A 22,356-nucleotide genomic window follows, 5' to 3' on the forward strand; every position below is an offset into this window, starting at 1 on the left:
AATGAACCCTTTATACGCGTTGATAAATCGACGAACCCAAAAGTTTTAAGGTTTCGCGATGAGTTGTCAGTGATTCTGAACTCCCCAAAAAGAGAGGAGCGCCTTTGGGCAAGAGCGTTGTAAAACGCCCGATCAGATCGTGACGGGTAACATCATCAAAATAGATCATGACATTACGGCAAAAAATCATATCAAACCGATTTTTGAAAAAAAACGGGTCGGTGACGAGATTGTACTTTCGAAACAACACTTTCTCTCGGAGATGCGGCGCTATTTGGTAACTGATCCCATTCTCGGAACGTATTTTGTCAAAAGCACGATGGACTATCTCTTTGGGAAGAGGCTCAACATTTTTAGCCTCATAATGTCCTTTAATCGCATGGGACAATACTTTGTGAGAAATATCGGTGGCCAGAATTTTGATATCCCAAGAGTCAAAATCGCTTAGGTGATGCTGCAAAAACATCAAAATCGTATAAGGTTCTTCTCCGCTTGAGCACCCTGCCGACCATATCCGAATTTTTTTCTCCCGTTTGGATGCTATCAGTGAGGGTAAATAACTCTCCAGCCATGTCCACTGTGCACTCTCACGGAAAAATGAGGTGACATTGGTCGATATCGCACTCACGAAAAAAGAGAGCTCTTCTCCGCTGGTGTCCTGAACTAAAAAATCATAATAATTTCTAAACGATTTCATACCCAACTGGTTCAGCCGTTTGTTTAGCCTCCCTTTGATCAGAGTACTCTTTTGGTCTGAGAGTGATATCCCCACAGTTTCGTAAATATACTTTCGAAACAGGGAAAATTCTTCAGGCTTTAACTCGATTTCAAACATTAGTGGCTTCCATAAGAGGACGTAATTCATCCACATTCAAAATCAATGCAATATCTCCGCTGCCTAAAATTGCTCCGCCGGAAATCTCTTTTAGTTTTGCCAGTGATTTACCCAGCGGTTTAATGACAACCTGCTGGCGACCGACGAGTTCATCAACCATGATAGCGATCCGACCCGATTCGGTTTCGACGCAGACCAAAATCCCTTCCCACGGCTCAATTCTCTGTGTCGAAAGTTCAAAGATGTCGCTGAGGCGGATAATAGGGAGATGTTGTCCGCGAAGCGATACAAATTCCCCTTTCTCTTTTAGCGCATGAACGATTTCCTGTTCAGGTCGGAACGATTCAACGACGCTAAGGGTCGGGATAATGTATATCTCACCGGCTGCTTGAACCAGCATACCGTCGATAATCGCCAATGTCAGAGGCAGAACCATCGAGAAGGTCGTCCCTTCCCCTTCTTTAGACTCAATCTCGATCTTGCCGCGCAGTTTTTCGATGGAAGTTTTTACTACATCCAGTCCGACACCGCGTCCGGATAGATCGCTGATCGCATCGGCAGTCGAGAAGCCCGGTTGCATAATCAGACCGAAGATTTGAGAATCGGTGAGATTTTCATCGCCGGAGATGATCCCCCGTTCGATCGCTTTACGATACACTTTATCTTTGTTGATCCCGCGACCGTCGTCACTGACACTGATGACGATACTGCCGCTTTTGTGGTAAGCTCGCAGAGTTATGTTCCCCTCTACTTTTTTACCCGCTGCCAGACGCTCAGTTGCATCTGCTTCCAGACCATGGTCGATAGCGTTACGGATAATATGGATCAACGGATCGGAAAGGCTGTCGATCATCGTTTTATCAATCTCCGTCTCTTCACCCTGCACGTTTAGATGAAGCTCTTTTCCGGTCTTTTTCGAGGTATCACGTACCACCCGTTTCATCTTATCGAAGGTATCGCGAATAGCAACCATCCGTAAACTCATAACCCGATCTTGAATCCGTTTGGTTATCTTCGAAAGTGTCTCGATGGTTCGGCTGATCGATTCATCCTCGATAGCACTGATTTTTTCATTTTGGGCAATAAAATTCTGAGCGATCACCAGTTCACCGACCGAGTCAAACAACTCATCAAGTTTGAACGTATCGATTCGAATGGTTGATTTCGAAGCGGTGACACTGCCGGTTTCTCTTCGGTCTGACGCTCTGCGATCTTCTCCGGCTCTCATCTCGATAAGCGGCTCTTCGACGAGAGGCGTTTGTACTTTCTCTGCTGCAGGGAGAGGGATTGTTTTAACCGCATACTCATGATCGAATAAAAATTCAAAATTTTCGCTTACCTCCTCAGCACTTTGAGGCGTTAAAAGGACGATACCCGCGTGGACAATCGCATTCTCATCCGAGTTAAACGATTCGAGCGGTTGAATATTTTCCAGATTGAAAAAGCTCTCCAACGACACCGCTTTCTCTTTTAACAACCCTAAAAACAGCAAATGATCGAATCCGCGTTTGTAGGCATCCCTGTCCAATGTCAAATCAATCCGGTAGAGGTTCAACCCTTCTTCCTGAGACATTTGGTGGATTTGAATGCTATTTGCCATATCCGATTCAAATTGATCATCGCAGTTCAAACCGAATTCTGATGCCAAATCGATCATCATCGGTTCTTGAGACTGCACCTCTACGACAAGCACACCTCCGTTACGTTTTGACGATATCAGATTTTTGATTTTGAATAAACACTCACCATAATCTGACGGCAAATCAGGAAGGGCATCGAGTTCACAGGTCATCACCTCTTTGATGATATCCACGCTTCCTACGAACAGTTCCAGATGATGTTCTTCCACCTCTTCTTTACTACTGCGGTAGTGATCGAGTACATCTTCAAAATGATGAACAAACTCGCCCAAGCGCGTAAATCCAAATGCATTGGCATTCCCTTTGAGAGTATGAACACCCCGAAAAATTTCATTCAATAGGTCAAAATCAGCTGAGTTCTCTTCAAATCGAAGAATATCAACATCGAGTTTTTCGATAATCTCACCCGCTTCTTCGATAAATATCGCTTTGACTTGCTCTTGTTTAGTCATCTCTTAAATCCTTCTTTGCACGATTTCATTACTCTTTGATTCCAACCATTTTAGCTAGGATGCGTACCGTTTCTATCATAGAAGCGGCCTGCATGTTGAGCTCTTCGGCTGCCGCTGCGGTCTCCTCAGAATTAGCCGCAACATGTTGAGTCACTTGATCGACTTTTCCCATTGCCTGATTGATTTGTACCATCCCCTCTGACTGTTCACGTCCGGCAATAGAGATTTCACCGATCAAATCAGAGACTTTTTTCGATTGCTCCGCAATTTCTTGAAATGAGGTATGGGTTGCATGCGCAATTTGGTTTCCCTCTTCAATCTGCCCGACAACCTCTTCAATGATTGCAGAGGTCTCTTTTGCCGCAGATGCCGCACGTTGAGCAAGATTCCGAACTTCATCGGCAACAACGGCAAACCCAAGACCGTGTTCTCCGGCACGCGCTGCTTCAACTGCCGCATTGAGCGCCAAAAGATTGGTTTGAAATGCAATCTGATCAATCGCTTTGATGATGCCGGAAATTTTAACTGCCGATTCGGTAATAGTCTGCATAGAATGCGCTAACTGTTCCCCTCTTCCGTATCCTGCACGGGCAGAATCGTTGGCATTTTTAGCCAAAATATCCGCTTGACGGGCATTATCGGTATTTTGTGCATTGATAGCAGTACTTTGCTCCAACGTTCCACTTACCTCTTCAACGCTTGCGGCTTGTTCGCTTGAGGCTTGCGCTAATATTGAGGACGAAGATGCTACTTGATCACTTGTAGCGGTAATTTGCATGGCACCTTCACGAATTGAGGCAACACTGGCGGTAATCGGAAGAGTGATAGAACGGATCATATAAGCTGCAACCATCAATGTCCCGAAAAAAATGATAGAAATAATCGCAATGAGCTCAGTTTCCAGTGCATGCTTTTGAGTTTCTATCTCCTCTTTCATTTGCTCTTGTTTAACTTTTACCTGTTCAACAATCGTATCGATGATATGTGATGCATCACGATCTTTACCTTTTACAGCGTGATCGGCAATCGTAAATGCAACTGAGGGGTCAGCTTTACGATACAGCTCAAGCGCCTGCATATAATCACTGTTCAACTTGTCATACGAAGTATAAAATTGATCCACATTGAGCAATATTTTATCCCCGTTCGAATCCACTTTAAGCTGTTCCTGAAGCTTCTTCATCGACTCCAAAGTCTTTTGCTGTGATGATTTAAACCCGTTCAAATATTTTTGATACGCTTTTTCGTCCGTCCCACGCAGTAGAATATTTTTCCATTCCTGTACTTGGGTTTTAAATTCAACTTGTGCGCTGCGAGAGTATTCTATCTGTGCTGCCGTGACCTCACCTGCTTGAATACTCATAGTAAGAATTTGGCTATATCTAACATAGCCAAATAAAAGTATCGCCATCATACTGCCTATGATTACGGTTAACAAAAGCAATATTTTTCCGCGTACAGTGAAATTGGACATCAAAACTCCCTCTCTGGTAAAACTCAAAAATATTAAATTATTTAGAACTCAAAACCGCTTTGGGCTCTACTTGATTTACTCATAACAAATCCAATGCAGTGTTCCGTACATACCCGTGGTACTCACCCCTCTCTCTAAAAAAGGAATTTTCAATTCCGGACGGGTCCGTTTAAGGCTCACCAAAAGAGCCAATAGCGCACTGTTTTTGAGAATCCCACCCTCATCTACCTCGATCGTCTCGATATAGTCGATACGGGGGCGAACGAATTGTTCAAACTCGCGCACCTCTTCCATCGACATATTCAGATCGATTGTTAACGCATCTCCATCGAATTGCATTTAAAACTCTTTCAAATCGTCTTCATGCAGAGGAAATATATCATCAGCTTTAGAAGAAGAAATCGCCTTACGTTGAGGCTTTACCGGTGAACGGTGGGCAATAACCGGATTTGGGTCTAAATGATGGAGATTTACTTTGCGCACAGCATGAGAGGGTGCATCATTTTCCATCCCGACCATTTTTGCAAGAATTCGAACCGTTTCCATCATCGAAGTAGCTTGTGCGTTAAGTTCTTCAGCAGCTGCAGCCGCTTCTTCGGAGTTAGCCGCTACTTGCTGAGTTACTTGATCGACTTGACCCATCGCCTGATTGATTTGCCCCATACCTTCTGCCTGTTCTTTACCGGCGATAGCGATTTCTCCAATCAAATCGGATACTTTTTTCGATTGTTCAACAATCTCCTGGAACGATGTATGCGTTGCAAGGGCAATTTGATTCCCCTCTTTGATCTGAGTAACAACCTCTTCGATGATAACGGAAGTCTCTTTCGCCGCAGACGCCGCGCGTTGTGCCAAATTACGTACCTCATCGGCAACAACCGCAAACCCTAAACCGTGTTCACCGGCACGCGCCGCTTCAACTGCTGCATTGAGCGCCAAAAGATTGGTTTGGAATGCAATTTGATCAATCGTTTTAATAATTCCGGAGATTTTAGCCGCCGATTCGGTAATCGCGTGCATGGAGTGAGAGAGTTGTTCACCTTTTTCATATCCTGCTTTTGCCGAATCGTTTGCATTTCTTGCCAAAATATCGGCTTGACGTGCATTGTCAGTATTTTGAGTGTTGATCGCAGTGGATTCTTCGAGCGTTGCGCTTACCTCTTCGACACTGCTTGCCTGCTCACTTGCCCCTTGGGCAAGCGATGAAGAGGATGCAGCAACTTGATCCGATGCGGAAGTAATCTGCATCGCGCCGTCACGGATTGATGTGACGCTTGCAGTAATCGAACGGGTGATCGAGCGGATCAATACCCATGCTAAAAGAATGGCAAAAAGGATCGAAATAAACGCAACAATTATAAACATTTGTTTGTAGCTACTCGATTTCTCTTTTGCTGCTGTACTACTATCTTTGATTTCTTTCTTATTGATATCATAAATATCTTGTAAACCGTTCATAAAGTTAGTACGATACGTGCGCATCTCTTCTATTTGATCTCCCATCTGAGTGAAAAGTGCATTGATCTCGGCTGTATCATTACTTTGTGATAAGGTATTCACAGTTTGTTTGAATTTATTGCTTTGCTCACGCCATTTTTTGTAGTCATCTTGAAGATCATCCCATATTTTACTTTCATTAGGCGCTTTTTTTATAGAATCGTACTCTTTGATCCCCTTATCTAAACGTTCAAACCCTTCATCAATTTTACTGTATGCATCGGCCATTTTAGACTGCATTTTAGGGTCTCCGTCTAATCCACGTGCACGGTTTTGTTGAATAGCGACTAATTGTGTTCCGTTACGGATTGTCCCAACACTGACAATACTTGGGACACTGACATCTGCCATTTCAGTTATATCAGACTGCCATCCATCGGTCGCTTTAAATCCCATAAAGCCCAAAAGGACCATTGCTATCACCATGACACCTGTAAGCAGCATCAGCTTTGTTTGCAATACCATATTTTCCAACCAATTCATATTATTCCCCTTCACTTGTTTGTATTTTTTGAATCTGTTCAAGACTTAAAAGTTCGTCCGCTTCAAAGAGCTTCAAAACATCCAAAATCATCACCACGTTCTCTTCCATTTGTGCCATTGAGCAGATAAAATCGGTATCGATCTGACCACCGAATTTTGGGGGTTCAGACATATTGGCTGCATCAATCGACGCCACCTCTTCGACACGGTCGACGATAAAACCGATATTGACTTTTTCCACTTCGACGATGATAATCGCCGTGTGCATGTCGGCTTCTCTCTCTTCCATTCCAAACCGCAGCCGTGTATCGACAACAGGGATAATCGACCCGCGCAGATTAATGACACCGCGCATGTACTCAGGTGTTTTGGGGACATTAGTCACCTTCATCATGGCGATAATCTCTTTAATTCTGCCGATGGCTATACCGTATTGCTCCCCTCCTAAAAAGAAAGTGAGATACCGTTCCCGTCTTGATTGAGCAGTGTTTTGTTCCATAACGTTATACTCCTAATACCATTTTAAGTGATTTCACCAGTTTGTCATCACTAAAAGGCTTCACCATCCACCCTGTTACTCCGATCTCTTTACCCGCCATTTTCATCTGTTCAGAACTCTCTGTGGTAAGGATGATAATCGGTTTCGTTTTGTACCGGTCATCCATTTTAATTGATCTGGCTAAATCCAAACCGTTCATCTGAGGCATATTGACGTCGCTAATCAAAAGGTCAAAGTTTTCACTGCCTGCCTGCAGCGCACTCAAAAGCTCCGCCGGATTCAAATACGATTTGAACTCAATAACACCGCTGCTGATCATCTGATCCAACGCCAACTCAGCCGTTGCGATAACCGCTCTTGAATCATCCACTATAATTACTCTCTTTGCCATTTACTTCCTCCTTGGTTGTGTTTTAAAAAAATTCCATGTCATTATCATCATCAACATCCAGCTCTTTGTTTCCGATAATCCCCTCTATCTGCATACAGGAACTGAAAAAAGAACTGTCCAGATAGTGAATATCCGCTGTATCTTGCAAGGCGAAAATATGTTCTCTCCATGAAACGAGATCCAATCCCAAATGTTCCAGCAACATCACAAGTGTTTTGATTTTTGCCCTATCCTGCGTCACCAAATCAGCGTGCTCTTTTAAAAAGGTACCGAGTGATGAAAGAGCATACGCCAGTGCGGTAAATTCAAAAAGGTTATTAATCCCCCGCACGTAGATTCCCAATACTCCATCGGCAAAATCCCGTAGATTTTCTACTGTCGGTTCGGAATCAAAAATACGGAGTTTTTCTCCCCATTCTTCATCCAAACTCTCCAAATCGCGGATCTCGTCAAGAACATCTCCTCCGATATCGCGAACGTAATCGATAGCCGCTGTTTTATGAACAAAACTTTGACGCAGCATCTCTTTTTCTTCGGTATCGATAACCCTTTTCTCTTTGATCACGTCAGGAGTGTTCTCTACCATCCCAGACTTGGGTATCTCATGTTGCATGAGGGATTGCAGCACAGCTTCTTCAGCAGGTTTTTGAACCGGCGCTACAGCAGCCTTTTGCACTTTTGTTTCATCAGAAATACGGATTCGAATACAAGCAATATTGTCCTGTACAATACTATTCTCCCCTAAATCCTCAAGAAGCATCGCTACTCTGGGATGAGAAGGTATCGCCTCTGCAAATTTCATGGTGACAAAAATCTCTTCAAAACTCTCTTCGATGATGATACTCATACTGCGATTATCACGTGTTCCCTGACGCATCAGCTCATATAACAGTTCTATGCTGGAATCGACACGGTAACACGATGCCACAATTTTATTTTCACACTGGGTCAATATCCACATCCCAAAATCCATCATCGCTTCTGCATCACCGATCTCAAAGATCGTTTTAAAATTCCGTACATCTGAGCAAAACGGATTCAGCGCTTTTTTGGGAGAAAGTTTTTTGTAATCGCCCCCTTTAGAGCGGATGAAATCACCGAAATTTTTGAGCTTAAAGCGTATCAGTTCTTTATCAATCGGTTTGTGAATATAAGCCCCGACGCCGATCTGTGCCATATTGGCTTCCATATGCGGATCCATTACAGCGGTCACGGCCATGATTACCGTTTCCGGATAACGTTTTTTTATGATTTTAGATGCTTCAAAACCGTCCAAACGAGGCATCATCACATCCATTAAAATAATATGGGGATGCCACTCTTCGACCGACTCAAGCGCCTCGATTCCATCACACGCTTCCCGTATCTCAAAACCCTCTATCTTTCGACAGATCGCTTTTAATATCAGACGATTGTCTTCGACATCGTCAACAATCAGTAGTTTTATATCATTCATAATCCACCATCATAGGGTTTCATGTCTCGAATATGTCATCAAAATATTTTTGTCTGAAATTTGAAACTGCAGAAATCTTAGTTATAAAAAATCTCAAAAAAGTCACAACAATAAATATTCCTTTTTTTAATAGTTGAAGGTTTCAGAATGGTTACAAAGACACGTTAATTCTAGAAGTGGAATGAATGAGATAGTTTTATGATTTTATCACTATATGATGACAAAACGTAACCGAAACCGTATAAATCAAAAAGCTATGAGACAAATAAAGTGAATGCAATCGTCAATGAATTAAAAGAATTAGGAAAAAGTGTAAAAGTTCTGTATGTTGAGGACAACAAAGGCTTAAGAGAGAGCATTTTAGGGCTGTTGACAAAATTTTTTCCTCATCTTGACTACGCTGAGAATGGTGAAACAGGCTATGAACATTATCGAAAACATACGCCTGAAATTATTTTGACAGATATTAAAATGCCTGGGATGAGCGGCTTTGATTTAGCAAAAGCCATTAAAAAAGAAAATAATGATGTCCGCATCATCTTTCTCTCAGCCTTTGATGAAAAAGAGTATCTGCATCATGCGATTAATATCGGAGTTTTTCGATATCTCTCCAAACCGACTAAAGTCCCTTTGCTGATTACCACTTTGCATCAAGCCGTCCTTTCGATCCACCATGAACATAATAAACGGATTTTCGAAAGACAGCTTAACGATATTTTCAACTATCAGAACAATCTCATTATGATGCTGAATGAAGGAAAGCCCGTCCTTGTTAATCGTCAGTTCCTGGATTTTTTCGGCGTCAAAAACCTCGATGAATTTATGCAGCAATATGAAGGACTTGATAGATTGCTGTTAGAACATCAGGGATTCTTGTATCCGACATCGGAATCCGGATGGTTTGAAAAAGCGCTCGAAAACCCCGGGAAACTGTTTCATACAAAAGTTTTGAATCAACATAAACAAGCGCGGCATTTGATTATGAAACTTAGAACAATCCCCGAAAAAGAGGGGTTTTCAATTCTGTCGTTTGACGACATCACCGATTTAAATTTGATGATGATTTTTGACGGCGATGCCGCTAAAAAGGATCAAAAACTTCATGATTGCAGCGCTGTTATGAAACTTATGAATGTTATAAAAGAGAACGCTTCGGAGGTTAAACTCCATAATTTTTATCGCGGTCTGACCATCATTAACAGTGCTGTTTTAATAAAAATGGATACTAAAAATGTTGTATTGAAAACAGCACATTCCCAATTAAAAGCGATCAAACTGGCAAAAAATATCACGATTACTTCCGAGTTATTTCCCTACAGCGTTTTGTGCAAAGCGGCAAATGCTATTGATTTTGATCAGCAGACGGTAACCTTTTCCGATATGCAATTCGTTAAAGAGAGCGCCGATCAAAGGGGTAAAATTCGCCTCGAACCTGACGAAGAACGCCATACCGTCACACTCTTTCGAAACGAAATAAAATTTTTCGGCAAAACCCGGATTGTCGATATTTCGATTTGTTCGGTTAAACTTGAAATAGATGCCCTTCCTGCCGGCCTTGGAACCGGCGAGAGTGCCAGAATAGTGATAGTGTTTGAAACTGATACCCAACCAATAAATCTTTCTATCAGCGGAACAGTCTATCGAATTGACAGCTTTGCCAAAACTTTTCACATTGTCTTTCTATTTGAACTTATACCACCCAATAGTGATAAATTACTCAAATATATCGCGAATCGACAAATGGAGCTGATACGTGAATTTAAAGCTATCTAATCGTTTAATGCATCGTGCACTCAATGTATTATCCCGATCCAATATGGCTGCATGGATAGGTTTTTTTCTTACCGTCGGAATCACATTCGTATTATGGATTAATGCACAAAACGATGCCATGCAAAAAGCTAAAATACATTTTGACACGTCTAACGCTGAAACCGTTCATGAAATCTATTCTCGGATGCACACCTATGAAAACACGTTAAAAAGCGGTGTTGCTCTTTTAAATACCGGTGAGCAAATGGATCGAAAAAAGTGGCACATTTATATATCAAGTATGGAACTAGCCAAATCTTACCCCGGATTTCAGGGAATCGGTTTTTCGAAAGTGATACCACACACAAAACTTGCCGAACATATTTCACAGATGCATGCCGAAGGATTCCCGGATTATACGATTAAACCTGCGGGTAAACGGGAGGAATATCACTCTATAATCTACCTTGAACCGCTGGATGAGAGAAACCGACGCGCTATCGGATATGACATGTTTACCAATCCGATTCGTCAACAGGCCATGATACAATCACGTGATACGGGACAAACCGCACTTTCGGGCAAAGTGACTTTGGTTCAAGAGCAGGCAAACAATAGACAAGCAGGTTTTTTGATGTATGTACCGTTTTATACTACACCAAAACCATTATCGACACAAATAGAAAGAAAAGAGCATCTGAGTGGGTTTGTATTTGCCCCTTTTCGTGCCGATGATCTAATGAAAGAAATTGTGTTCAATAAAAGTCCCACTATCTCGATCAAACTGTATGACGGTATATCCATTGACGATGCAGCTTTATTGTATGAAAATAGACATATTAAAAAAAATCAGCCGCTTTTTACAGCAACAATTCCTATCGTTATGTACGGACGGACGTGGACGGCAGTGTTTCAAACCCTTCCCACTTTTAATACAATGATAGACAAAGATCGCTCACGAATGATTTTATTGGCAGGTTTGCCGATCTCTTTTTTAGTATTGCTCACGATTCTCTCATTTTCCCAAACGGCTGAACAGGCACAAACGATGGCACGTAAAATGACAATAGAGATCAGAGCTCTGAACGATGAGCTTGAAAATATGATAAATACGGCTCCAAACCCTATTATTGTCCATACGCAAGACGGCAAAATAATAAAAATCAATCAGACATGGACAGATATTTGCGGCTATACTCATGATGAAACACCGACGACGGACAGTTGGGTTGACAAAGTATATAAAGAGCACCAAGATGAAGTTAAAGCACATATTCGCAATCTATTTAACATAACCAAAAAAGTCGATGAAGGAGAATTTTCATTCTACAGCAAATCCGGAACCAAGGTTACGTGGCAGTTCAGCTCAACGCCTTTCGGTATCATCGACGGGAAAAAAGCTCTTATCTCCTCCGCCATGGATATAACGGAACTCAAAAACAAAGATAATATGGTGATGATGCAATCACGGTATGCGGCAATGGGGGAAATGATCAGTATGATCGCGCATCAATGGCGACAACCGCTTGCGTCGATCTCGACTGTTTCAGGATTGCTGAGTCTTGAAGCGATCATGGATCAGTACCATAAAGAGCACTTTATTGAAAAGCTTGATCTAATCGGCGATCTCTCTTTGGAACTTTCAAATACCATCAATGATTTTAGAAATTTTTTCAAAGAAGATAAAACAAAAGAGCTGACAACGTGGAAAGACCTGATTGAAGGGTGTCTTATGATGATCAAACCGATTTTAATAACCAAAAATATTGAGGTTATTAAAACGTTTCATGAAAATCATCCATTGATGATGTATCCGCGTGAAATCAAGCAAGTGATCCTTAATCTGCTGAAAAATGCAGAAGACGTACTCATAGACAATGCGATTTTAGAGCCGAAAATATGGATTCGTACACTACAGGAAGGACAAATGAGCTGTTTAGAGATTGAAGATAACGGCGGCGGTATATCAGAAAATATCATCCATCAGATTTTTGATCCGTATTTCAGTACAAAAATAGAAAGAAATGGAACCGGCATCGGACTTTACATGTCAAAAACAATAGTCGAAAAACATGGTCTCGGACTATTGGAGGTTTATAATACCGCGCATGGAGCCTGTTTTAAAATTTCTCTCCCGTTGGACATTGAGACTGTCTAACGTTGTGTCGCTCACAGTTCGGCCGATTTTTGTGCGGTTATCGAAAAACAGCTCCCTTTGCCCTCATCTGAGCGAAGGTGCAACATCATCCCCATCGCTAGAGCGTATTCACGTGAGATGCTAAGCCCCAATCCGGTTCCAAACCCGTGATCGCGTACTTGCTGAAACGGTTCAAAAACAATATCTATTTTGTCTTTCGGGATTCCGATTCCGCTGTCTTCGATCTCGATCAAACACTGATTATCCATATCACTGATCCGCACTTCGACAAATCCGCTCGTCGTAAACTTTAGAGCATTCGAGATTAAATTGGTAATAATCTGTTTAAATTTCAAAGGATCACCCATGATTCCGATAAAGCTCTTTTCAGCCTTGAAACGATAATCGACGGAAAGATCTCGGGTGAGACTGTAACAATTTTCATACGCTTCTCGCGCCAATCCTACCGCGTTATGATTCCCCATCGAAATGTTGGCTTTTCCCGAAGTGATCTTCGCCATATCCAAAAGGGAGTTGATCAATTCCAAAAGATGCTCGGAATTTTTATACGCTCTTTGGAGATATTTTTTGACCAGTTCTCTGCTCACCTCATCCTCTGTAATCTCATCATAACTCTCAAGCGCCTGATCGGTAAAATTGAGAATAGCATTGAGCGGAGTGCGGAGCTCATGCGATACCTGATCGAAAAATTTTGTTTTAGCTTCGAGGGTTCGAATCGCCTCTTCTTTGGCTTTGACCATATCGGTGATCTCATGACGTATGGAAAGAATTTCTACGATTTGATCTTCGTGATTTTTAATCGGTATGATACTCGTTGCAAAATAGTGCAATTTCCCGTATTTACCGATATTTTTAAGTACACCCTTCCAAATTTCTCCGCCAAAAACCGCATCCATGGCCATTTTTTGACACATTGCCTCGTTATTTGATTCAAATAAAATCGAGACATGTTGTCCGACCAACTCCTCTTGCGTATACTCTAATGCTTGGCACAATGAATCGTTGACATAGGTAATAACACCGTTTAGATCACATCGGGCTACGAGATTAGAAATATCTATCGCTTGATTGTATTGACTCAGGATGTATTGTGTCAGAGCTTTTTCATGATTACTTGTTTTCAGCCCTTCTTCAAGGACGCACTTGTAGCTGATCATATCCGTCACATCTGAAAAAGTGATGACATAAACCTCATGGTTCGGATCTAACCGTGCTACAGCAACTGAAAACGTAAAAATCTTTTCCAAACCGCTGATTCCGACTCGGTAATGCTCTTTTTCTTCCGATAAAACCGTATCAATCCACCGATGATTTAAATATCCTTCATAAACATACCCGTATTTATCGATGGACAAAAACTGCTTTGAAAGACGAAATGAGGGATCAAAAACATCCCTGCCGATCGTTTCAAAAAAAGCGATAAAAGACCTATTGGCGTCAATAATCCGATCTCCGTCACTCAAGGCAATCATTCCGTCGGTGAGATGAAATATCGACTTGTAATAACGATACGTCGGATCATCCGCTTTTAAACTGAGTTTTAGCTGTTCTTTAGATGAAAGGCTATGGGGCTCACTTTGCATTATCATAACCTCTTTAACTCTATTTGGTTTGATATAATCTTAGCATAAATGGATTATTCTGCGAGTTCAGTGAAATCCTCTTTCCCGACATTGCATACCGGACATACCCAATCATCAGGGATATCTTCAAAAGCAGTACCGGGAGCAATACCCCCATCAGGATCTCCTACTGCCGGATCATAGATATATCCGCATACGTTACATTCATATTTTTTCATCTTCTACTCCCGTTTTAAATGTGTTTGTTTATCTCATCACCGAGTAAACGATAATCGATCTGATGCTGGTACAACGGTGCACCGTTCCTATTACTCTCTTCTCTGAGGATCGTTTCAAGGGTATCTTTATTCGGGCTTTTGTAAATCACTCCGATCGGGAACGGATGGCTCTCCAGCGATTTTTCAAACGCCTTGACCTTATCCGTCGGATCATAGTTGTCCGGTAATTCATACACATTCTCTTTGAACCATTTGAAGGTGTTGGTTTTATTAAACGTGACACACGGCTGGAAAATATCGATCAATACATACCCTTTGTGCTCTATCGCGATTTTAAGCATAGCTTTACAATGTTCTTTATTCCCTGAAAAGGTACGGATCACGAGCGATGCATCAAGCGATATCGCCGTGGCTATCGGATTAAAAGGCTCCACATGCACTCCCTCGGTCTGCACGGGTGTTTTAAACCCTCGCTGGGATGTCGGGGAGGCTTGTCCTTTGGTGAGGCCGTAAACCATATTGTTATGAACGATGTTGATGATGTCGGCGTTTCGGCGGATGGCACTCATAAAGTGGTTTCCCCCCTCGCCGTACATATCGCCATCACCCCCCTCGGCAATCACCGTGAGGGAGGGATTGGAGACTTTCACCCCCTGTGCGACGGGCAATGCTCTGCCGTGAAGTCCGTTAAACATATGAACAGACATATATTGCGGTGTTTTCGCCGCCTGCCCTATCCCCGATACGACAACGCATTGAAGCGGGTCAAGCCTCATCTCCTCCAGCGCCTCTTTCAGATGAGCCAGAATCGAAAAATTTCCGCATCCCGGACACCATGCGTTATCCTCTACGATTCTATCAAACCGTGTGTTCATCGGATCTCCTTTAGCAACACTGAGAGTTTTTCGGAAAGTTCATCAACAAAAAAGCTCAGCCCGTCAGATTTTAATATCTGTTCATGTACAGTAATTCCGTGCAGTCGTAAAAGTTTTGCAAACTGCCCCGTGGCATTGTTTTCGACGACAATAAGGTATTTGGCTTTTTGAAGCAGTGTAAGCTGAGATTCGCTCAACGGATAGACCCATGAGAAATGAATGCACGCTATCCTCTCATCCGCTAGCCTCTCAACTGCCTCTTTAATGATATGTTTCGTACTTCCCCATCCGACAACAGCAATCTCCCCTTCTTTATCGACTTCGGGTGTAATAACCTCATCATAAATCAATTCACGTTTGTTAAGCCGTTTGCCGTTTTGCTCGTTGCGCACAGACATACTCTCGGTGATTAGCCCCTCCTCGGTATGCTCATCCGAATCGACCAGTACCAGCCCCCCGCCGTATCCAGGAATCCCTCTGGGACTGATACCCTCTGGGGTAAGTGCATAGCGTTTGTAGTTCGCATCAGTTTTGACCACATGTGCAGTAGACTGTTTATCTTCGATTTCAAACTGCTCGACATTAAAATAACTGTCCGCCAGATACTGATCGCTCATGAGTATCACCGGAATCTGATACGCATCGGCGAGCTCAAATGCCTTACGGGCAAGCTCAAAACACTCTTTCGGATCACCGGGAGCCAGTACGATTCGCGGAAATTCTCCATGTCCGATATAGATGGCGAGTTCCAAATCCCCCTGCTCCGTCCGTGTCGGAAGACCGGTAGCGGGGCCGGGGCGTTGCGCCAGATAAACGACCATTGGATTCTCGGTCATCCCCGAGAGGCTTACCCCCTCACCCATCAGAGAAAACCCGCCGCCGCTCGTCGTCGTGATCGCCCGTCCTCCGCTGTACCAAACCCCTAAACCCATTTGAAAAGCCGCGATTTCATCTTCGGCCTGCTCGACACAGATGCCGAAGTTTCGGCTCTGCTTCGCCAAAAAAGTCAGTACTCCCGTAGAGGGGCTCATCGGATAGCTGGAGATAAAATTGCACCCCCCCGCAATCGCGCCGAATCCGATCCCCTCCGTGCCGCTTAAAAAGAGATCATTCTTTGGTCTCATTAAAGAGTTTGGTTTAATGCAGTAGCGGCAGTTCCCATTCTCACGTGCCAGTTCTGCACCAACCTCTAATGCTTTGAGATTCACCGCCAACAACTCATTGGTATAGAATTCCGAAATAATCTCCCTCAACACCGCACCATCGCACCCCAGCAGTCCAAACACCAGTGCTGCCGCAATCGTATTGGAGACGATGGGATTGCCTATGGCTTTGGCCAAACTCTCCAAATCATAATCGTACCGTACGCAATCGCACTCGTAATCCCCTTTTTTGGCGATCACGAACGTCTCATCTGTGATCCGTTCTTGTGCATGAAAAAAAGCGTTCGTATCAAGCGGTACGAAAATATCGACCTTAAAATCGGGGGCATTGACGGGCGTATCGGAGATCCGTATCAACGTCGTATTGCTCCCCCCACGGACTCTGGACATAAACTCTTTGGTCGAAAAGGTATAAAAACCGGAGCGCTTGAACCCTTTGGTCAAAAGAGTTTCGATACTCGCGATCCCCTGCCCGGCACTCCCCCCGATCAATACCGAAACCGAATTTCTCATTGTCTCGCCCCCCAGGTGATTTTTCCGCCGTAATACCCGACGATTGTGATCGAAATAACCGTGATAAATATAATGGTGTGATAGATTATCCCATCAAGCCCCGTGCTAAAAGGGACATCGGGATTCAGCAGTTTCTGAACCAGCGGAATAACACCGACTATCAGGGTGAACAATGCCCCGATGAGTTTGATAACAAACGGTTTTGAGGTTGAAAAATCGTAATTGATCCACCAGCTGAAAACTCCGGTGAGCAATGCGAAAAATCCCATGACGGTGGCAATCAGAAACGATAAAAAAACAGCCGCTTCGTACTCAGTGGAGGGGTTGGCTAAAAACAAACCATCTGCAAACGCACTGAAATAGTGCAGTGCAATCGGAAAATGAATCACCGCAGGATGCGGATGATATTTGACATACCATTGACGATACCGTTCTTTTTTATTGTCCGGAGCTAATGCGCTAGGGGAAACAAATTGTCCGACACAGGGATAATTTGCAAATACCTCATCACTGTGAGGCGCATGTGCCATTTCAGACGTCAGATCACACCCTGCAAAATGCTTTTTAAAGTGGGTGCCCTCTTTCCAAAATTCGGACAAAGTGACGTCGTACACCTCCCCTTTAAAAGCGATGTAGGCGGGCATACCGTCCCGACCGTTGTATTTTCGGAGCTCTTCTTCAGTAAATTGCTGCATAGTTTCCTGCTTACATTTCGGTATGCTTAACGATAATACCTAAAATAAATAATATTCTGAACCGTTGCTGAAATAGGATTGTAATTCATCTTGTTTTTGTAATATTTTATTATTATAAGTTAATATCGTAGCAGAGTATTACAATTCAGGAGGATGGATTTATGAAACATGTACTTATGGAATTGCCCTATGAGCAATCAGCGTTGGCACCTTACATTTCTGCCGAAACACTTTCCTATCATTATGGTAAGCACCATGCCGGATATGTCAACAAACTCAACACGCTGATCGAAGGGACAGAATTTGCGGACAAATCGCTGGACCACCTTATCAAATATGCGTATAACGCTATTTTTAACAATGCCGCTCAGGTCTACAATCATGATTTTTACTGGAAAGGGCTCATTAACACTGCCTCAAGCCCTTCCGTAGAGCTTTTAGAGTTAATCGAACGTGATTTTGGATCTATGAAGGCATTCGAAGAAGCTTTTCTAGCCGCCGCCACTGGATTTTTCGGGTCAGGATGGGTATGGCTCATCATTACGAAGCAAGGCAAACTGGAGATTAAAATGACCACGAATGCCGATACGCCGATACGGCATGGTGATACACCGTTGCTGACATGCGACGTATGGGAACATGCCTATTACATTGACTATCGAAACGTCCGTCCCGATTATCTTTCCAACTGGTGGAAACTTATCAATTGGAATTTTGTTTCAGAGAATCTTGCAAATTTTGAAGGTGACCCAATCGCCGGCTATAATCAATCGTGCAACGAACTCAATCAAGTATGCGAATACGTTGACTATATGCAAAAAAATGAGCATACGCCGTCTTGATCTTCAAGATATTCTAAGGAGACAAAAGAACTTCTCTTCCGTCTCCTCATAGGTATTTTTTATATTTCTTTCACCCATAAACAGCAAAAATCATACATATTTTGAATAAATAAATACCAATTTCATCGATCAATCCACAAATAAAACATTGTGATTATTTTATGATTATTCTATGTTATGGTGGTGGAATTAATTGAACAAGGATTCATAAAATATAAGGAAAAGTCATGAACACGATTAAAAAATCTTTCATTGAATGTTTTTCGCATAGACGGATACAATACACCCCTTATTATCTTATTTCTCTCCTCATCTGCAATATGCTTTGTATAGTAATATTCACAATATTTCTTTTGTACAATATAGGGTTTGAACGGCAAAAAAATCGGCTGGTTGAGCTGGCGGAAACCCAAGCCCTCATGATTCGTGTCATAGCACAGCAAGAGCTTATCCTTCATAAAGACATCTCTCCAAAAATGACCAAAAAGGTTGCCGAAAATATCATTTTAAACATTGCAAACGCCCATTATCAATACGGAGGATTTGAACAAACCGGTGAGTTTGCCCTAGGAAAACATGAAGGGGAGGACATCCAGTTTCTCATTAAACATCGCCATGCCAATACTAATAAGCTGAAATCTACCCCCTGGAAATCGAATCTTGCCGAACCGATGCGCCGTGCGTTACAAGGTAAAAAAGGGGTTGGTATTATGTATGATTATCGCGGAGCCGTTGTGCTTGCCGCATATCAACCCATCGAAGATTTAGGGTGGGGTATTGTTGCCAAAATCGATCTCTCAGAAGTTCGTGCTCCGTATATCGAAGCTGTTGAATATGCTCTGGGAGTAACTATCTTTTTGGCATTGATCGGAAGTATCTTTTTTTGGTATTTTCTGAAACCGTTGGTACAAGATATCGAAGAATCCCGCCGTTTCAACCGGATGCTGATCAACAATTCATCCACCGGTTTGGCATTATGCTCATTAGCAGGAAAAATAGTCGATGCCAATAACAGTTTTTTAGATATTGTCGCGCTTCATAAAGAGGATCTGGAGGGGCTAAACTATTTTGATCTTATTGCTGATGAGTATAAAGCGTTTGAAACAAGCCAGTTGCGATTTCTCAAACAAAATGACTCTGTCGGTCCCTATGAGAGTCTCTACATTGATAGAAACGGACAATCCATCCCTGTCAGAATCTCCGGCAAATTACTCTACATCCTCAAAGTTCCCTACGTATGGCTCAGTATCGATGACATCAAAGATGTTAAAGAGCGGGAAGCCAAACTGTTACTTTCAGATGCGGTATTTCATAACACATCCGAAGTGATTTTTATTACCGATGCCGATAAAAGAATCGTAAAAGTCAATGAAGCATTTACCACGGTCACAGGGTATACAGAGGAAGAAGTATTAGGAGAAAATCCGAAAATACTTAAATCCGGTAAACACGATGAACTTTTTTACGAAGAGATGTTCAGACTCATTAATACGACCGGAAATTGGCACGGAGAAATATGGAATAAACGAAAAAACGGCGAGGTTTATCCCTCTTTGCAAAGTATCTCCGCTATTTACGATAATTCCGGAAAGCTGATACGATATGTCTCAATACTCAGTGATATTACACTTCAAAAAGAGTATGAGCATCAACTGTTGATACATTCTCATCATGATTCTTTGACGGGATTGCCGAATCGTCTCTTTTTCAATCAAATCCTTCAACAAACACTCGCACGTTCACAACGCCCGCATAAAGTATTTGCCTTATTTTTCATTGATCTCAATCAGTTTAAAGAGGTCAACGATACCCATGGCCATGAAACCGGAGATATCCTGCTCACATCCGTTGCAACGCATTTACAGGAAAATATACGCTCTGAAGATTTTGCGGCTCGCTTAGGCGGGGATGAATTTGTCATCATTTTTGAATCCGTCAATATGAGAGATGAAGCTATCACTGTGGCACAAAACCTTATTGATAAAATAAAACAATCGCTTGTCATTAACGAAAATGAGATCACCCCTTCCATCAGTATTGGAATCGCTTTTTATCCGGAACATGGCAGTGACCCCTCTACCTTACTCAAAAGTGCCGATAAAGCGATGTATTATGCGAAACATCATACCGAGGAACATTATTATATCTATTCGGATACCTGCTTATAATGTATTTGGTATTAATATAATTCCAAACCGTTACGAGCGCGATCATAACATTGTTCCAAATGTTCAGTCACCACAGAAACAATAGTCGTGTCAATTTTATTTTCATATCCCATACTCTGTAATATTGCCAAAGCTTCCGCCGCAAGCATCCCGTTTCGATAGGGACGATCTTGAATAAGTGCCTGAAAAATATCGGCTACGGCCAATACTCTCGCTTCGATAGGAATCTCATTGGCAGAAAGATGGTACGGATATCCCGTAGCATCCATATGCTCATGATGCAAAGAAGCAATCTTGGCAATCTCATCGAAGCCTTTAATTTTACGTAAAATCATGTGCGAATCGAAACCATGCCGATTCATTTTTTGACGTTCATCGTCGTTCAGCGGTCCTTCTTTTTGCAATATGGCATCTGCCACCCGAAGTTTTCCCAAATCATGCAACAGTGCAGCCAATAAGACTATCTCTTGCTGTCGTTCACTCAATCCGTATAATCGTGCTATATACACACCAACTGATGCCACACCGTAAGAGTGTTCGGTTGTAAATGTACTTTTGGCATCGACAACACCGGCAAACATCATCGCAATATTTTTTAAAAGCTCAAAAGAGTACTCGTCGGAAAGTCCATTTTTCATCCAAACATCGAAATATCCGTTTAAGGCTTCTTGATCCATGTAAAACCAAAATGAATCGGCAGCGGAACATACCAAAAAGGCCTCCACCAATTCAGGTGAAAACATCGAACCGGTGTATTTTTCAATCATTGCGAAAATCGAATGACGCTCTTGTTCGGTCGTATCACCAAGCTGCACTCGTAAGGCATCTACACGATCGACCAGATAAATGAGATTTGCATTGCGCTTGGTATCATCATCTATCTCGTTTGGAAATTCATCCCAATGGGTATGATGGTATAAAATAGTTTGGGAATAATGGGAAAAGATTTGAACGTTTTCAAGCAATTTCGCACCGCGTTCACAATGTTTGTATGAATCATTCCAATCAAGTTCATTGACCAAATGCAAATGGACATCGGTTGATGATACACCGCAATCATGGAGCATGCCGATCATTATGATATCGTTGATTTCGCTATCACTCCACCCCAATTTCTTAGCAATTTCTGCGGCCATAAACGCGACCCGTTTCCCATGCATCGTATCATCGATTCCAACGTAATCCAGTGCTTCCGAAAGGGCATACGTAACTTCTCTCAAATTCAGCTGGTAGTTCATGTCAATTGCCTTCGTTTTTTTCTCGATATATTATGCCATGAGAAAGATATATCGGTTGTTTATCTTTGACTGAAACGACAACAATCTTCTTAATACGGATTATCTACGATCATGCCGATCGTCATCGTCATGCCGCTCATGTCTCCACCCGTGATGATCATCTCGTCGGTCTTCACGACGTTCATAACCTCTATAATAATCACGATCATAACGGCGATCATTCCATCCGTAATAAACCCGAGCCGGTTTAACATGGACGATACGCGGTTGCACACAAATAACTTTCCGAGGCGCCTCACGATATACACTATCGTTAGGGTGACTCTCGTGAGCCAAAAGCGCTGTTGAAGCTGTAATAGCCAACGCAATAATAATCTTTTTCATGGTTGTTTCCTCCGCCATTTATAATTTGTAGCAGTATAGG

The 22,356-nt window shown here is 42.5% G+C and carries 19 protein-coding genes; 4 read left to right on the top strand and 15 right to left on the bottom strand.

The genetic code is table 11. From position 1 onward, the window contains the following. Window positions 1–10: 10 nt before the first annotated feature. The 8 genes from PHI47_RS08590 to PHI47_RS08625 all read right to left on the bottom strand — a co-directional run bounded on the left by PHI47_RS08590 (window position 11) and on the right by PHI47_RS08625 (window position 8,727). Entirely contained in the window at window positions 11–835 is an 825-nt protein-coding gene (locus PHI47_RS08590; RefSeq protein WP_299936225.1) for a protein-glutamate O-methyltransferase CheR, read from the bottom strand. Then, window positions 828–2,927, bottom strand: coding sequence for a chemotaxis protein CheA (locus PHI47_RS08595; RefSeq protein WP_299936228.1), 2,100 nt, complete (start codon window positions 2,925–2,927; stop codon window positions 828–830). Before PHI47_RS08595 ends, PHI47_RS08590 begins: the two co-directional genes overlap by 8 nt. A gap of 28 nt (window positions 2,928–2,955) precedes the next feature. Beyond that, a complete protein-coding gene (locus tag PHI47_RS08600) occupies window positions 2,956–4,401 on the bottom strand; it encodes a methyl-accepting chemotaxis protein (protein ID WP_299936231.1) in 1,446 nt (481 codons plus the stop codon). Between the two features lie 75 nt (window positions 4,402–4,476). Further along, entirely contained in the window at window positions 4,477–4,740 is a 264-nt protein-coding gene (locus tag PHI47_RS08605; RefSeq protein WP_299936234.1) for a hypothetical protein, read from the bottom strand. After that, window positions 4,741–6,381 (bottom strand): methyl-accepting chemotaxis protein, encoded by a 1,641-nt coding sequence (locus PHI47_RS08610; RefSeq protein ID WP_299936237.1) that lies wholly within the window; start codon window positions 6,379–6,381, stop codon window positions 4,741–4,743. 1 nt (window position 6,382) lies between these two features. Next, complete coding sequence (locus tag PHI47_RS08615; protein ID WP_299936240.1) at window positions 6,383–6,880, bottom strand: chemotaxis protein CheW; 498 nt, start codon at window positions 6,878–6,880, stop codon at window positions 6,383–6,385. A gap of 4 nt (window positions 6,881–6,884) precedes the next feature. Next, a complete protein-coding gene (locus tag PHI47_RS08620; protein WP_299936243.1) occupies window positions 6,885–7,271 on the bottom strand; it encodes a response regulator in 387 nt (128 codons plus the stop codon). 22 nt (window positions 7,272–7,293) lie between these two features. Further along, window positions 7,294–8,727 (bottom strand): response regulator, encoded by a 1,434-nt coding sequence (locus tag PHI47_RS08625; RefSeq protein WP_299936246.1) that lies wholly within the window; start codon window positions 8,725–8,727, stop codon window positions 7,294–7,296. Between the two features lie 270 nt (window positions 8,728–8,997). Between PHI47_RS08625 and PHI47_RS08630 the strand changes: the two genes are divergently transcribed. Both PHI47_RS08630 and PHI47_RS08635 read left to right on the top strand, forming a co-directional pair. Next, entirely contained in the window at window positions 8,998–10,500 is a 1,503-nt protein-coding gene (locus PHI47_RS08630) for a response regulator (protein ID WP_299936249.1), read from the top strand. After that, window positions 10,481–12,637, top strand: a complete 2,157-nt coding sequence (locus PHI47_RS08635; protein WP_299936252.1) for a CHASE domain-containing protein — start codon at window positions 10,481–10,483, stop codon at window positions 12,635–12,637. Before PHI47_RS08630 ends, PHI47_RS08635 begins: the two co-directional genes overlap by 20 nt. Before the next feature lie 11 nt (window positions 12,638–12,648). Here the strand turns inward: PHI47_RS08635 and PHI47_RS08640 are convergent, their stop codons facing one another. The 5 genes from PHI47_RS08640 to PHI47_RS08660 are packed head-to-tail and all read right to left on the bottom strand — an operon-like array spanning window position 12,649 to window position 17,684. Then, on the bottom strand, window positions 12,649–14,220 hold the full coding sequence (locus tag PHI47_RS08640) for an ATP-binding protein (RefSeq protein ID WP_299936255.1): 1,572 nt from the start codon (window positions 14,218–14,220) through the stop codon (window positions 12,649–12,651). 53 nt (window positions 14,221–14,273) lie between these two features. Beyond that, window positions 14,274–14,438: a rubredoxin gene (rd, locus tag PHI47_RS08645; RefSeq protein ID WP_299936257.1), complete on the bottom strand. Its 165-nt coding sequence runs from the start codon at window positions 14,436–14,438 to the stop codon at window positions 14,274–14,276. Between the two features lie 14 nt (window positions 14,439–14,452). Next, window positions 14,453–15,313 (bottom strand): thiamine pyrophosphate-dependent enzyme, encoded by an 861-nt coding sequence (locus tag PHI47_RS08650; RefSeq protein ID WP_299936259.1) that lies wholly within the window; start codon window positions 15,311–15,313, stop codon window positions 14,453–14,455. Continuing rightward, complete coding sequence (locus tag PHI47_RS08655; RefSeq protein ID WP_299936261.1) at window positions 15,310–16,989, bottom strand: 2-oxoacid:acceptor oxidoreductase subunit alpha; 1,680 nt, start codon at window positions 16,987–16,989, stop codon at window positions 15,310–15,312. The genes PHI47_RS08650 and PHI47_RS08655 overlap by 4 nt, the downstream gene beginning before the upstream one ends. Further along, window positions 16,986–17,684, bottom strand: a complete 699-nt coding sequence (locus PHI47_RS08660) for a cytochrome b5 domain-containing protein (protein ID WP_299936264.1) — start codon at window positions 17,682–17,684, stop codon at window positions 16,986–16,988. The genes PHI47_RS08655 and PHI47_RS08660 overlap by 4 nt, the downstream gene beginning before the upstream one ends. Window positions 17,685–17,845: 161 nt before the next feature. Between PHI47_RS08660 and PHI47_RS08665 the strand changes: the two genes are divergently transcribed. Next, the gene (locus tag PHI47_RS08665) at window positions 17,846–18,526 is read left to right on the top strand and encodes a superoxide dismutase (RefSeq protein ID WP_299936267.1); all 681 of its coding nucleotides are present in this window, start codon (window positions 17,846–17,848) and stop codon (window positions 18,524–18,526) included. A gap of 227 nt (window positions 18,527–18,753) precedes the next feature. Continuing rightward, on the top strand, window positions 18,754–20,694 hold the full coding sequence (locus PHI47_RS08670) for a diguanylate cyclase (RefSeq protein WP_299936270.1): 1,941 nt from the start codon (window positions 18,754–18,756) through the stop codon (window positions 20,692–20,694). A gap of 11 nt (window positions 20,695–20,705) precedes the next feature. Here the strand turns inward: PHI47_RS08670 and PHI47_RS08675 are convergent, their stop codons facing one another. Continuing rightward, window positions 20,706–21,932 (bottom strand): HD domain-containing phosphohydrolase, encoded by a 1,227-nt coding sequence (locus PHI47_RS08675; protein WP_299936273.1) that lies wholly within the window; start codon window positions 21,930–21,932, stop codon window positions 20,706–20,708. Between the two features lie 99 nt (window positions 21,933–22,031). Then, complete coding sequence (locus PHI47_RS08680) at window positions 22,032–22,316, bottom strand: hypothetical protein (RefSeq protein WP_299936276.1); 285 nt, start codon at window positions 22,314–22,316, stop codon at window positions 22,032–22,034. Window positions 22,317–22,356: the final 40 nt, after the last annotated feature.

The organism is Sulfuricurvum sp. (assembly GCF_028713855.1).
Lineage (GTDB): Bacteria > Campylobacterota > Campylobacteria > Campylobacterales > Sulfurimonadaceae > Sulfuricurvum.

Excerpts from the sequence above, each read along its gene's own strand:
- PHI47_RS08590 (WP_299936225.1), bottom strand. The coding sequence starts at position 835 with ATGTTTGAAATCGAGTTAAAGCCTGAAGAATTTTCCCTGTTTCGAAAG.
- PHI47_RS08595 (WP_299936228.1), bottom strand. The coding sequence starts at position 2,927 with ATGACTAAACAAGAGCAAGTCAAAGCGATATTTATCGAAGAAGCGGGT.
- PHI47_RS08600 (WP_299936231.1), bottom strand. The coding sequence starts at position 4,401 with ATGTCCAATTTCACTGTACGCGGAAAAATATTGCTTTTGTTAACCGTA.
- PHI47_RS08605 (WP_299936234.1), bottom strand. The coding sequence starts at position 4,740 with ATGCAATTCGATGGAGATGCGTTAACAATCGATCTGAATATGTCGATG.
- PHI47_RS08610 (WP_299936237.1), bottom strand. The coding sequence starts at position 6,381 with ATGAATTGGTTGGAAAATATGGTATTGCAAACAAAGCTGATGCTGCTT.
- PHI47_RS08615 (WP_299936240.1), bottom strand. The coding sequence starts at position 6,880 with ATGGAACAAAACACTGCTCAATCAAGACGGGAACGGTATCTCACTTTC.
- PHI47_RS08620 (WP_299936243.1), bottom strand. The coding sequence starts at position 7,271 with ATGGCAAAGAGAGTAATTATAGTGGATGATTCAAGAGCGGTTATCGCA.
- PHI47_RS08625 (WP_299936246.1), bottom strand. The coding sequence starts at position 8,727 with ATGAATGATATAAAACTACTGATTGTTGACGATGTCGAAGACAATCGT.
- PHI47_RS08640 (WP_299936255.1), bottom strand. The coding sequence starts at position 14,220 with ATGCAAAGTGAGCCCCATAGCCTTTCATCTAAAGAACAGCTAAAACTC.
- rd (WP_299936257.1), bottom strand. The coding sequence starts at position 14,438 with ATGAAAAAATATGAATGTAACGTATGCGGATATATCTATGATCCGGCA.
- PHI47_RS08650 (WP_299936259.1), bottom strand. The coding sequence starts at position 15,313 with ATGAACACACGGTTTGATAGAATCGTAGAGGATAACGCATGGTGTCCG.
- PHI47_RS08655 (WP_299936261.1), bottom strand. The coding sequence starts at position 16,989 with ATGAGAAATTCGGTTTCGGTATTGATCGGGGGGAGTGCCGGGCAGGGG.
- PHI47_RS08660 (WP_299936264.1), bottom strand. The coding sequence starts at position 17,684 with ATGCAGCAATTTACTGAAGAAGAGCTCCGAAAATACAACGGTCGGGAC.
- PHI47_RS08665 (WP_299936267.1), top strand. The coding sequence starts at position 17,846 with ATGAAACATGTACTTATGGAATTGCCCTATGAGCAATCAGCGTTGGCA.
- PHI47_RS08670 (WP_299936270.1), top strand. The coding sequence starts at position 18,754 with ATGAACACGATTAAAAAATCTTTCATTGAATGTTTTTCGCATAGACGG.
- PHI47_RS08675 (WP_299936273.1), bottom strand. The coding sequence starts at position 21,932 with ATGAACTACCAGCTGAATTTGAGAGAAGTTACGTATGCCCTTTCGGAA.
- PHI47_RS08680 (WP_299936276.1), bottom strand. The coding sequence starts at position 22,316 with ATGAAAAAGATTATTATTGCGTTGGCTATTACAGCTTCAACAGCGCTT.